11 protein-coding genes are annotated in these 13,213 nt (G+C 38.0%); 5 read left to right on the forward strand and 6 right to left on the reverse strand.

Translation table 11 applies throughout. The features are described from left to right. Nucleotides 1–75: 75 nt before the first annotated feature. The 4 genes from GVN22_RS20820 to GVN22_RS20835 form a co-directional block, all read right to left on the reverse strand. Nucleotides 76–795 (reverse strand): pirin family protein, encoded by a 720-nt coding sequence (locus GVN22_RS20820; protein WP_205690985.1) that lies wholly within the window; start codon nt 793–795, stop codon nt 76–78. A gap of 478 nt (nt 796–1,273) precedes the next feature. Continuing rightward, complete coding sequence (locus tag GVN22_RS20825) at nt 1,274–1,876, reverse strand: Crp/Fnr family transcriptional regulator (protein WP_166552940.1); 603 nt, start codon at nt 1,874–1,876, stop codon at nt 1,274–1,276. A gap of 43 nt (nt 1,877–1,919) precedes the next feature. Then, nucleotides 1,920–2,897 (reverse strand): YheT family hydrolase, encoded by a 978-nt coding sequence (locus GVN22_RS20830; RefSeq protein ID WP_166552941.1) that lies wholly within the window; start codon nt 2,895–2,897, stop codon nt 1,920–1,922. An 80-nt stretch (nt 2,898–2,977) separates the two neighbouring features. Further along, the gene (locus tag GVN22_RS20835) at nt 2,978–3,592 is read right to left on the reverse strand and encodes a YigZ family protein (RefSeq protein WP_166552942.1); all 615 of its coding nucleotides are present in this window, start codon (nt 3,590–3,592) and stop codon (nt 2,978–2,980) included. Nucleotides 3,593–3,822: 230 nt separating this feature from the next. Here GVN22_RS20835 and GVN22_RS20840 point away from each other — a divergent pair, with 230 nt between their 5' ends. The 3 genes from GVN22_RS20840 to miaA all read left to right on the forward strand — a co-directional run bounded on the left by GVN22_RS20840 (nt 3,823) and on the right by miaA (nt 8,707). Beyond that, a complete protein-coding gene (locus GVN22_RS20840; protein WP_166552943.1) occupies nt 3,823–5,400 on the forward strand; it encodes an NFACT RNA binding domain-containing protein in 1,578 nt (525 codons plus the stop codon). Between the two features lie 644 nt (nt 5,401–6,044). Further along, nucleotides 6,045–7,718, forward strand: a complete 1,674-nt coding sequence (locus GVN22_RS20845; RefSeq protein ID WP_166552944.1) for a sodium/sugar symporter — start codon at nt 6,045–6,047, stop codon at nt 7,716–7,718. A 77-nt stretch (nt 7,719–7,795) separates the two neighbouring features. Further along, nucleotides 7,796–8,707 (forward strand): tRNA (adenosine(37)-N6)-dimethylallyltransferase MiaA, encoded by a 912-nt coding sequence (gene miaA, locus GVN22_RS20850; RefSeq protein WP_166552945.1) that lies wholly within the window; start codon nt 7,796–7,798, stop codon nt 8,705–8,707. A gap of 362 nt (nt 8,708–9,069) precedes the next feature. Here miaA and GVN22_RS20855 read toward each other — a convergent pair whose 3' ends face one another. Together GVN22_RS20855 and GVN22_RS20860 are read right to left on the reverse strand one after the other, a co-directional pair. Then, nucleotides 9,070–9,303, reverse strand: coding sequence for a hypothetical protein (locus GVN22_RS20855; protein ID WP_166552946.1), 234 nt, complete (start codon nt 9,301–9,303; stop codon nt 9,070–9,072). Between the two features lie 383 nt (nt 9,304–9,686). Beyond that, entirely contained in the window at nt 9,687–10,127 is a 441-nt protein-coding gene (locus GVN22_RS20860; protein WP_166552947.1) for a GNAT family N-acetyltransferase, read from the reverse strand. Nucleotides 10,128–10,431: 304 nt separating this feature from the next. Here GVN22_RS20860 and GVN22_RS20865 point away from each other — a divergent pair, with 304 nt between their 5' ends. After that, a complete protein-coding gene (locus GVN22_RS20865; protein WP_166552948.1) occupies nt 10,432–11,958 on the forward strand; it encodes an aldehyde dehydrogenase family protein in 1,527 nt (508 codons plus the stop codon). Between the two features lie 90 nt (nt 11,959–12,048). Next, entirely contained in the window at nt 12,049–12,966 is a 918-nt protein-coding gene (locus GVN22_RS20870; RefSeq protein WP_166552949.1) for a DUF1338 domain-containing protein, read from the forward strand. Nucleotides 12,967–13,213 lie beyond the last annotated feature (247 nt).

A 13,213-nucleotide genomic window follows, 5' to 3' on the forward strand; every position in this document is an offset into this window, starting at 1 on the left:
CTCTTTGCCTCTTTGCCTCTTTGCCTCTTTGCCTCTTTGCCTCTTTGCCTCTTTGCCTCTTTGCCTCTTTGCCTCTTACAATGTCATTGGTACATCCATCAATAGGATTTCGGCATCTTGTGTTAGGGCTTTCAAAGCGATAGATTTTGTATTCCAGATACCCAAGCCATCACGTTGATTAACTGTTTGACCATCGATTTCAAAATCTCCTTTTAGAATAAAAGCATATACACCGTTTCCTTGACGTTTTATATCGTAGTTGGCAGTTGTACCAGCATCGAACGTACCAATATTAAACCATGCATCCTGATGAATCCAAACGCCTGCATCTTCTGGATTAGGAGAGAGAATTTGTTGTAAACGGTTGCGACGGTCAGCAATATCTAGCGTCATTTGGTCGTAGCGAGGCGTAACGTTTTTCTTGTTAGGGAATACCCAAATCTGTAAAAACTTTGTTTCTTTATCGCTGTTGCGGTTGTATTCGCTGTGATACACACCTGTACCAGCACTCATAACCTGAATATCGCCCTTTTTGATGACTGCCACGTTATTCATGCTGTCTTTGTGCTCAAGGTCACCTTCTAATGGAATTGAGATAATTTCCATATTGTCGTGCGGGTGAGTTCCAAAGCCACGACCTGCTGCTACTTGGTCGTCGTTGAGTACACGCAAAACACCAAAGTGGACTCTTTCTGGATTATAATAATTAGCGAAACTAAAAGTATGATGACTTTTTAGCCATCCATGATTGGCATAGCCGCGAGTATCGGCTTTATGCAATATTGTATTTGCCATGATTTTTGTCTGAGGATTGGGTAAATGATTCAAACCGATTACTTCCAATGGTTGCAATTCATCATTTTGATGATTGTTGAGTTCTTTTCCTAGAACTTTAGAACTCACAAACATTCCAGTTCCCAATATGCCTTTCTTAAGAAATTCCTTGCGTTCCATCGTTGTAAATCGTTTTGTTAAATGAACAGTACAAAGATGCACGAAGCGCAAGCCTCAAAACATTGAACTAGGACAAGAATTTTGGGATAATTTGAAGATTTGTTAATTTGAAGATTTGGAAATGGAGTTGTTTGATTTTTTCTGTCAGGGGTGAATAAATTCACCCACTAATTATTGAACAAGTTATCGATTCAGTTTGAAAACTGTTTAAAAAGTAAGTCCAAGACTAAGTCTTGAACTAGGAGTTCCAAGTTTGTTCAGGAAGAAAAAAATGACCTGTGTTTTTTTGCTTATAGCCTAATGCATACGGCTTTACAGCCTAAAACTGTTTTGCCAATTTGGCACGAACTTTACTCAAAAATTCGGCAGAAATACCCAAATACGAAGCAATATAATGTTGAGGAACTCTTTGAGGAATACTTGGATATCTTTTCAGAAAATCAAGATACTTTTCCATCGCAGGTTTGGCAATGGTATTGATTAATCTGTTTTGGGTAACAGACAAATTCCGTTGTACTAGCAAACGGAAAAATCGTTCGAACCGTGGAGCTTTTTCGAGAAGTGTTTCTTTGGTGTTATGGTCAAGGTATAAAATTTCACAAGCCTCAAGCGTTTCGATAAAAATGTTACTTGGAACTTGTTCATGAAAACTTGCAATATCACTAATCCACCAGCCTTCCACGGCAAATTGTAGAATAACTTCCGCACCTTTATCATCCAAATAATAAGTACGAGCACAACCTTTCACGATAAATGCTTCAATATCACAAACGTCTCCAGCTTTTAGCAAAAAGGTTTTTTTCGGGACTTTTTTATAAGTCAATAGGTCATTAAAAATGCTTAATTCTTCTGCTGTAAACGAAACATATTTGCCGATGGCTTGATTAATAATATCGTTGTATTGACTTGAGTAAGGTTGCATAGGATAAAAGATTGATAGTACGATTGAGAATAAAATGTAGACTTTAAATTAGTTGCCTATTGTAGTTGCCCTTCACAAACTCCCAAGTTCGATAATCTCCCCAATAAATGCCATTTTGATTAGGAGCGTAAAAACCACAATGTCCGCCGTGAGCGGGATATTCACTGAAAAGGTAATTCGACTTTTTAGCTTTATCCAAAATCGCACAACTTTCTGATAATACAGGGTCGTTAGCGGCATTTAAGATTAATGAAGGAATCCTAATTTGGTCTACTACATGAATTGCACTACATGAATCATAATAGTCTGCGGCATTTTTGAGACCGTGCAAAGGCGCAATGTATTCTCCTGTAAACTCATCTAAGGTTTTGTATTTTTCAAATAATGAAAACCATTTCGGGTCAATCAACTCAGTTCTTTTTTGTAAAAAACGATGAAGTTTACTTTTAAAGCGATTTGCATAAAAGCCTTCAGCACCCATCGCATCCACGCTTCCTTGAATATCGGTAGGAACAGAGATCGCTACAACTGATTTAATTTCTTGGGCTATGTTTACACCTTGCTCTCCAGCATATTTGAGCGATATATTTCCACCTTTGCTATATCCCACCAACGTAATTTGCGTGTAGTGTTTCATCGCCAAGCAATGATTGATTACATACGCCAAATCTTGAGAATCACCATGCGTTGTTAATCGCTCCAAACGATTATTTTCACCGCTCAGTCCTCTGTGATTCCAGCAAACCGCATCCCAATGGTTTTGATTAAACAATTTTACCGCTCCCAAAATATAGGGTCTTGTAGAGTTTCCCAGAAATCCATGTGTAACAATGACAAGAGATTTGCTAGGAACAGAACTTTTACTCCAATCCAAATCCAAAAAATCTCCATCAGGCAACTCTATGCGCTCACGTGTATAGTGCACTCCCTCAACCTTACGAAGCGTAGAAGGGTAAATAGTCGAGAAATGTGGGTTTCTCCAGATATGTTTTGCTTTGTAAGATGACTCGATTAAAGGCATATTGGGGTAGTGATGAGTTTTGAGTGCGGAGTGTTGAATTTAGTAATTGCTTTTGATTGCTAATGGCTGAAAGCTCTTCGTCAGACTGTTGCGATATGTTCAATCTCAATTGGTTCGATTTTTTCGAGTTTCCCAATGATTTGATTGGTCATATTTCTACGAAACTCAAGTTGTAAAGTACATTGATTGTCAAAAAGTTGATTCTTGACTTTCAGCCCAAATTCTTTTACTACTTTCATCACATCATTCATTTGAACAAATTCAAAACGTACTTCATAAATCTCATTGACCGTTTTTTCAACGATTTCTGCTTCAGCTAATGCTTCTTGAGTAGCCGTTTTGTAGGCATTAATCAGACCCGGAACGCCTAATAAAGTACCACCAAAATAACGAACGACTACCACCAAAATATTAGTTATATCTTTTGACAATAAGACATTCAAAATAGGTTTTCCAGCCGAACCAGATGGTTCACCGTCGTCATTGACCCTAAAATTGGTTCGGTCTTGTCCCAAGCGATAGGCATAGCAATGATGAACCGCTTTGAAATGTTCCTTTTTGAGTTGGTCTACTAATTCTTTTACCTCTGACTCGTCTTCAATAGGATAGGCATAGGCAAAAAATTTACTGCCCTTATCTTTAAATAGCCCTTCAGCCGAGCCAGTAATGGTTTTGTAAGTATCTTCAAATAACATAAAATCTCAATTTTGATAGTTGCACGGCTTTTGATGGCGCCGTGCATAATATCTACAAATTTACTTAAGTAATTGGAGAAAATGATGCTATCAAGGATGATACGTGTTGGACTTCGTTGCTGAATAGTTTGGAGCTACAGCATAAAGCATAATTATGCGTAACTTTGTGTTTTGAGATTGAAAACCGATATCGTATCAAATATCTGTTGGTACGATTAAAAGATATTATAATGCAAACGAATTATTATTTTCTTCGACAGCTTTCGAAGCGATTGGAAGAGGAGTTGGTAGGTTTGGTATTTGCCGAATGTTTTTCGCAAGAAAAAGATGAATTGGTCTTAGGCTTTTGTACCGATGGAAAACAGTGGAGAAAAAAGCGTGATTTTTATATAAAAGCTGTTTTGCATCCTGATTTTGCCTGTTTGAATTTTCCTGATGATTTTCGTCGCGCTGGTCGAAATTCGGTGGATTTGTTCAAGGAAATCAATGGTTTGAGAGTTGAAAGAGTCCAACAATTTTTGAACGAAAGGGCTTTTGCGCTATATTTTGAAAACAATTTTACTCTGTTATTCAAAATGTACGGTAATCGCTCGAATATCGTCTTATTCGAAGGTGACGAGGTACTGGATTTGTTTCATAACAAATTGGTTGTCGATAATAACCTTTCTCTCCAAACACTCGACCGTCCGATTGATCAGAGTTTTGAAGCTTTTGTGGCAGCAAATGGACAGCTAAATGCATTATTCCCAACTTTTGGAAAAGAAATCGTAAAGCTAATTCAGGGAAAAATTAAGGCATTAGAACAGCCAACTCTTGAACAGCAATGGGCAATAGTCCAAGAAATCCTTAAAGAGTTAGAAGCTTCTCAGTTTTATATCAAGACCATTGATTACCAGCCTGTGCTGTCGATGGTACAAGAGGGTGGCGAATGGGTGAAAACCTTGACAGACCCTATTGTAGCGAGCAATGAACTGTACTATTCTTTTGCTCGAATCAATGTTTTTGACAAAGAAAAAGGGCAGTGTATTCGTTATTTACAAAAGCAAATATCACGTACCCAAACTTATATTGATAAGTCATATACGCAGCTTTCGAGTTTGGAAGAGGATGTCAAACATGAAGAAATTGCCAACATCATTATGGCCAATTTACATGCGATTCCTGAGCGAACAGAGGTAATAGAGTTGTATGATTTTTATCGTGATAAACCTATTAAAGTAAGGTTGAAGCCTGATTTGACTCCCCAAAAGAATGCTGAAAACTATTACCGAAAAGCCAAAAATGAAAAGATAGAAATCCAAAAACTCATGGAGAATATCGAGGCTAAAGAGGAGTTGATGCAAGAATTGCAGGGGCATATCAGCAAAGTGGAGGCAATCGAAAGTCTGCGAGAATTGCGAAAATACATTAAGAATAATGTTAGCGAGCAAACCGACAAACAGGTGCTGACAGTTCAAGATTTATTTAAATATGTAAATTATCAAGGTTGGGAAATCTTAATTGGTAAAAATTCCAGAAATAACGATTTGCTTACTCAACGATACGCCCGAAAAGAAGACCTATGGCTTCACGCTCGTGACGTATCTGGCTCACACGTGGTCATTCGCCGACAAGCGGGGAAGAAGTTTCCAGTAAATGTCATTGAAAAGGCAGCAGGAATTGCAGCTTATTATTCTAAGCGAAAAAATGATACACTTTGTCCAGTGATAGTCACGCCCAAAAAATATGTTCGCAAAACCAAAGATTTGCTAGAAGGTCAGGTGATTGTGGATAAAGAGGAGGTAGTTTTGATTGAGCCAAGTTTGTAATTACCAGTAGAGACATAATACTTTACGTCTTAAGCTGAGTCAGGCATAGCATATTAATAGCAACATGAGTCATCCCGAATTTTAAGATTGGGGTTATCCTCCAAGTTTTCATCAAAAAAGCGGTCGGAATATATTTTCCAACCGCTTTTTTGATGCTCCCATACTGGATTTTACTCAGTATAAGACGCAATCATTGCGTCTCTACCACGAGAATACAAATTTTAACATAATCACTCATTCGCTCAATCACTCAATCGCTAAATTGTTTGATGCAGTACAAAATATGACTTGGCTTAAGACGCAATCATTGCGTCTCTACAAAAAAACACAAAATGATACACCTCACACCTTAAATAAATTATTTTTTATATAAAAAAGTTGCAATTGTTGTTCTAACTAAAGTATTTTTGCTATTGTAGAACAGTGTAGAACTGTATAAGATAATGTGCAATCATTTGAGCATCGAAAAAATTTGGATTATTCTTATAAAATCAGAATTAATTTCAAGTTTTTAAAGCAATAGTAATATAAGTATCCAGTAAATAAATACATATTGCCTTGTTTGTTTTGCCATTAAAATTGTAACTTTCAGATTCAAAATTTAATTTATCCCTGATTATAAACTATTCAAATCAATTCAACCCATGCACAAAGGACTGGAACTTATTGATTATCTGGTATTTCTCATTTATTTCGTGGTAGTGGCTGGCTATGGCTACTGGATTTATCAAAAGAAAAAATCAAAAGAAGCATCTTCTACAGATTTCTTCTTAGCTGAAGGTTCGCTTACATGGTGGGCAATTGGAGCATCGATGATTGCTTCAAACATTTCGGCAGAACAGTTCATTGGTATGGCTGGTAACGGCTATAAAATGGGTTTGGCAATTTCGACGTATGAATGGATGGCTGCTGCTACGCTTATTATTGTGGCGGTATTCTTTATGCCAATCTATTTGAAGAATAAAATCTTTACAATGCCTCAATTCCTGAAACAACGCTATAACTCTACCGTGAGTACGATTATGGCTGTTTTCTGGTTGATTTTATATGTTGTCGTAAACCTTACTTCTATCTTATATCTAGGTGCATTGGCAGTTTCGACCATCTCAGGTCTTGATTTTACTTTGTGTATGTGGGGATTAGCAATTTTTGCGGTAATCATTACACTAGGTGGTATGAAAGTAATTGGTTTTACAGACGTTATTCAGGTATTTTTCTTGATTTTAGGTGGTTTGTGTACTACTTACTTAGCCTTGACGTTGGTGTCAGACCAATTTGGTTCACAAGGTGCAATGGAAGGTTTGAGTCATATCTTCAATAAGGCAGATGACCATTTCCACATGATTTTGAAAAGAGATAACCCCAACTTTACTTCTTTGCCAGGTTTGACAGTGTTAGTAGGTGGTATGTGGATTGTGAACTTGAACTATTGGGGATGTAACCAGTATATTACACAGCGTGCTTTGGGTGCTTCGTTACCAGTAGCTCGTGAAGGTTTGTTGTTTGCAGGTTTCTTAAAATTATTGATGCCTATCATCGTAGTATTGCCAGGTATTGCTGCTTATGTATTGCACGCAAATGGTATGTTCCAACAAGAAATGCTTGGAGCTGATGGTACAGTAAACGCTGACCACGCTTATCCAGTATTGTTAAACTTGTTAACACCAGGCTTGAAAGGTTTGTCTTTTGCGGCATTGACAGCGGCTATTGTAGCATCTTTGGCTGGTAAAGCAAACTCTATCTCGACGATTTTTACCCTAGATATTTATCAAAAATTCTTTAATAAAGAGGCCTCTGAAGAGCAATTGGTAAAAACTGGTCGTATCGTGATTGTAATAGCTATGGTACTTGCTATTTTGATTTCTCCATATTTGGGTATCGATAAAAAAGGTGGTTTTGACTTTATCCAAGAAATGACTGGATATGTATCTCCAGGTATCTTTGCGGTATTCTTGTTAGGTTTCTTCTGGAAACGTGCTAACTCGGCAGGTGCTATGGCTGCAACGATTGGTTCGGTCGTAATTTCATTGATATTGAAAGATTTGCCAGAAATGACAGGTATGTATGATACTGTGTTTTACTCATCATTCTTGGATGGAGAAGGACATCATATCATTCCATTCCTTGACCGTATGGGCTTAACATTCTTAATATGTGTGTTGATGATGGTAGTATTAGGCTTGGCAGATTCATCAACAAAAGATGGGGAGAAAGCGTTGAAAATCGATGCTTCTATGTTCAAAACTAACACGGCATTTGCAGTTGGAGCTTCAGTGATTATTGCTATTCTTGTGGTTCTTTACACAGTATTCTGGTAGTTTTTTTATAATAGAAATATCATTAACAAAAACGGCGGTGAGGTTACTCATCGCCGTTTTTGTTGTAATTTTGTGGTATGTCAAATTCGTCAAAATATTTAATTATCATTGCTGGACCAACTGCCGTTGGCAAAACAGACCTATGTGTCAGGCTTGCTAAACACTTCGATACAGAAGTGGTTTCGGCAGATTCTCGACAGTTTTATCAAGAATTAGCTATTGGTACTGCTAAGCCTACCTCCGAGGAAATGCAAGGGGTAAAACACCATTTTATCGATTCTCACAGTATTGCTGATTATTACTCTGTTGGCGATTACGAACGTGATTGTTTGGCAGTATTAGAAGAAATTTTTACGCGTAAAGATGTAGCCATTTTGACTGGGGGGTCGGGGATGTTTATCAAAATCGTAACCGATGGACTCGACGAAATGCCTGAGGCGGATTTAGAGCTCCGAGAGTCGTTAATGAAGCGTTTAGAAACGGAAGGGCTTGAAAGTTTATCAGCTCAATTGCGCGAACTTGATCCCGTTTATTTTGAAGAAGTAGACCAACAAAATCCTCAAAGAATTGTCAGAGCGTTGGAGGTCTGTTTGGCTACAGGACAGCCATTTTCGGCTTTTCGTAAAAAACAAAAAAAGGAAAGACCATTTGAGTGTATCAGAATCGCCCTTGAACGACCACGGGAAGAATTATACGCTCGTATTGATTTACGAATGGATTTGATGCTGGCGCAAGGGCTAGAAGAGGAGGCAAGAAACGCTTTGCCATACCGAGAGCATTATGCCTTAAAAACAGTGGGCTACAAAGAGATTTATGAGCATTGGGATGGTCAGTATGATCGTGATGAAATGGTGCGTTTGCTTAAAAGAAATACTCGTCGCTATGCCAAACGCCAATTGACATGGTTTCGAAACCAAGATGATTTCCAATGGTTCGATCCAAAGCAAGAGGCAGAAATAGTGAAATACATTGAAAATGTAATGTTGTAAAAGGAAGTTATGATAATGGCATTTTAGTTATTAGAGTTAAATCATAATAAGGAGAAACAATCAATATACCTGTGCCATACGATAGTAAGTAGCTGCCAATAGCTGTAAATATATTTTGAGTAAAAATCCCGAAAGCTGAGTGCCAAAAGCTCAACGCCATCATAACAAATGTAGCGGCCTCTATTAGAAGTCGCTACAAAAGAATCCTTAAACCAAAACTAAATTTAAAATCTGAGCTTTCCAACATTCAAATTTGTTTGAATGAGGACGCAATATCTTGACGAAAAGCCACTATGATTTTGGTGAAATAGTGTATTTACACAAAATCATTAAGACTTCTCTAAAATCTTCTTTGTAAAAAATTAACCTTTATTTTGTTGAAAAACTGTCCCTAAAACAGTAGCTCCCATGGCAACAAGCTTACTTTTTTCCTTAAGCTTTGCAATTGAAATGGTACTCTTTGTTTTAGTTTCTTTAGCGACCTTCTTCTCCGTTTTCTTTGGGGCTAATAGGTTATGAGGAAATCCAATAGCTAACGACTCGAAATTAACCGAAGTTGCAATTACAAAAGAGGTCAATACTATGAGCTTTTTCATGTGACTTGTAAGTTTTTTAGTGCTTTGAATCGTTAGTCGCTCAAGGCGATTTTTAATTACAATTCAAAGTTATAGGTTTTGTATAGTATTATGCAATACATAGTACCGTTTTTATTCCAGAAAACAGGATGAGTGGTAATCTGTTTGGATGAATGGTTGGCCTATTTGTCCATAAGATGCAGCTGGTAGAAGGAAAGTTGCAGGATGGCTGAAATATTTTTTCAACTATTTTCAAAAAAGAAATTTAAAGAGCTGTTATATGTTGTAAATCAATTGATTATGCGATTTTGTTGGCTGAGGTGAACTATTGTGCTATTGGAAAATAAAGTAAGATTGGTATGATATTATCCTCAACTTTAGCATAATATCATTATCATACCGCTTCATAAAAACTTCTGTAATAAAATCCGACTTTGTTCGATTGGCTCACGTTTTTCAAAATCGATGATGTGAAAACCATTAGAAATACCAAAAATCTGCATAGCTTTTAGGTAATTTCTGGTTTTGAAGATAATGCTAGAATACCCTTCTTTTTTTGCCCAATCTTCCATTTGATCTGCTAAATTTTTAGCAATTTTTTGTTTTCGATACGCTGGCAATACAGCTCCCATCCAACTATAAAATGAACCATCGTCGCTTTTTTGATAGCCAGCTTTAAAGCCTACAGGTAGGTCTTCGTCATAAGCCACAAGGATGAGATGTTTAGGTGAATGATCAAAACGCTCTTGGTAAACATCCTTGGCATACAGATTTTCAAACTCGGGGATACCCGCCGATACGCTTAAAATGTCTTCTACGGTTCCTTGTCGATAAGATATTTGCATATTTTTTTAATTTTTTTTCGTACCACAAAGATAATTTTCATCTGAGTTAAATACCATACTTCCAAATTTTAGGATAGCCTAAAATTTTTTAGACTTAGAAAAGTAATATTTTTTGACTTTTGTTGCGTATATCATTTAGCGTTCAATCTACTTGAAAATGTTTGGAAATTTGAATAATAGCCCCTAGATTTCGAAAAAATCAATTCAACGATATTCCTGTCAATCATTTGACAATCTTTATTATATCCTAATGAAAAATTGGGGCTGAATGCTATTGCCCTTTTACAACAAACTATTGTAAACTATGCATGAATTACTCAAATCGCTGGGCATTGCTCAGTTGAATCATGGTACAAGCACAGGACTCAAATCATGGTCCTCGGGCGATACAGTGATTGATTCTTTTTCGCCTGTTGATGCTGAACTAATAGCCCAAGTATATCAGACTACTCAGGAAGATTATGAGTTAGTTTTGAGTAAAGCACAAAATGCCGCTACTGAATGGCGGAATATACCAGCACCAAAGCGTGGTGAAATAGTACGCCAAATGGGAGAGGCTTTTCGTAAGCATAAGGATAACTTGGGAAAGTTGGTTTCTTATGAAATGGGAAAAAGTCTTCAAGAAGGCCTTGGTGAAGTTCAAGAAATTATTGATATCTGTGATTTTGCCGTAGGACTTTCTCGTCAGTTGTATGGACTGACCATGCATTCGGAGCGACCCTCACATCGTATGTATGAGCAATGGCATCCATTTGGAGTTGTTGGTATTATTTCTGCTTTTAACTTCCCTGTAGCCGTTTGGTCGTGGAATGCTATGTTGGCGTGGGTCTGTGGCAATGTTTGTATTTGGAAGCCTTCTGAAAAAACGCCTCTGACAGCTATTGCTTGTCAGCATATTATTTCGGAGGTATTGCGTCAAAATCATCTTCCTGAAGGATTATCTTCGATTATTACGGGAAAGGCTCAAGTGGGAGATTGGTTGGTATCGGACAAACGAGTAGCCTTGATTTCTGCGACAGGTTCTACACGCATGGGACGTGCGGTAGGAACTAAAGTCGCCGAACGTTTTGGTAAATGTCTTCTAGAATTAGGCGGAAACAATGCCATCATTATAACTGAAAATGCTGATTTAAACATCGCAATTCCTGCTGTGGTATTTGGTGCAGTGGGTACTGCTGGACAGCGTTGTACGAGTACTCGTCGATTGATTATCCACGATTCAATTTATCAACAAGTAAAAGAGCGTTTGGTCAAAGCCTATGCTCAATTACGAATCGGAAATCCGCTTGATGCCCACAATCACGTTGGCCCATTGATTGATAAAGATGCTGTTAGAGCATACTTGTCAGCAGCTGCGCAAGTGGTAGAGCAGGGCGGAAAAATGCTCATCGATGCGGAGGTTTTGGAAGGTGCAGGTTTTGAGTCGGAATGCTATGTACGACCATGTATTGCTGAAGCCAAACCTGATTTTGCCATAGTGCAACACGAAACATTTGCGCCAATTCTTTACTTACTATCTTACAGTACAATAGATGAAGCTATTGCGATTCAGAACAATGTACCGCAGGGACTTTCATCGGCAATTTTTACCCTAAACCTCCGTGAAGCCGAACAATTCCTATCAGCAAATGGCTCAGACTGTGGTATTGCCAATGTCAATATTGGTACCTCGGGTGCTGAAATTGGTGGTGCTTTTGGAGGAGAAAAAGAAACAGGTGGAGGAAGAGAGTCAGGCTCAGATGCTTGGAAATCTTATATGCGTCGCCAAACCAATACCATTAATTATGGTACTTCGTTGCCCTTGGCACAAGGGATAAAATTTGATTTTTAAATGGGAAAAGAACGATTGGGTTTTTAAAAGATAGAGACCTTCGTCCAGATTTTATAACAAACTAATAAACTATTAACTAATTAAGCATTTATGAAAAATCAAGAAGCGATAACCCAATCTTTGATGGAACAGCTTTGGCAGAACTATTGTCAACGAGTGAGTTATGCACGTGCGTATGCCGACATGGTTTTGGAAAAAGGTGGACAAGTGGTCAACGACCACTGTGCATTCCGTACATTTAATACTTTTACAGGAGAACAAAAAGCAGGAATTACAGCCATTTCGGAGGTATTAGAAAGTTTGGGTTACGAAAAAATTGCACCTTATTCTTTTCCTTCAAAGCATTTGAATTCTTTTCATTATCAACATCCGACGAATATTAATTTTCCGAAATTCTTTGTAACTCAACTTGAGGTAGCAGAATTGCCTTCAGAAACACAAGCGCTGATTAATGAAGCAGTGGCTTCTGGAGAAGATGCTCTTGCAGGAGATGCGCGTAACTATTTGGCTGAACTTGCTGACAGCAAAGAGTTATCTGATGACAAAGCCGAAGTTCTGATTACAGCATTGGTGAAATTCTTTGGTCGTCCTTGGAAGCCCGCTAAAAAAAGCACGATTCTGGAAGTGAATAAGGTTTCTCAGTTTGCTGCATGGACGCTGTTGCACGGCAATTCGGTAAACCACTTTACGGCTTATATCAATTATCAAAAAGTAGAGGGATGGGATGATATAGAGTCAACGATGAAAGCGCTGGAAGATGCAGGTATCCCAATCAAACCTGCTGTTGAAGGTGCTAAGGGAAGCAAACTTCGTCAGAGTTCGACTCAAGCAGTTGACGAACTTTGTCCTGTGATAGAAGAGGATGGAAGCGAAGGGCAATTGCAATGGTCGTATGCCTACTATGAACTAGCTGAGCGTAACTATATCGAACAAGATGGTCAACAAGTTTGGTTTGACGGCTTTTTAGGCGAACAGGCTACGAATCTTTTTGAGATGACGAAGAGATAGTTTTTTTAGGCACTAGGGGAGAGGGGTTAGGGTTGAGTTTTTTATTTAGGGAACAGGCACAAAGGCACAGAGTGGTTTTAGGTACTAGGGGAGAGGGTTTAGGGGATAGTAGAGACGCAATGCTTTTCGTCTTGATTTCCTTAATAAAAGTGTTAGTAATCTAAAATTTACATTCACAATTCATCATTCACAACTCATCACTAATCCCTCTTTGCCTATCCCCTTACCCCTTCTTTAAATTAATTTA

It is taken from the genome of Cellulophaga sp. BC115SP (genome assembly GCF_009905545.1).
In the GTDB taxonomy this organism is placed as follows: Bacteria; Bacteroidota; Bacteroidia; order Cytophagales; family Spirosomataceae; genus Flectobacillus; species Flectobacillus rivi.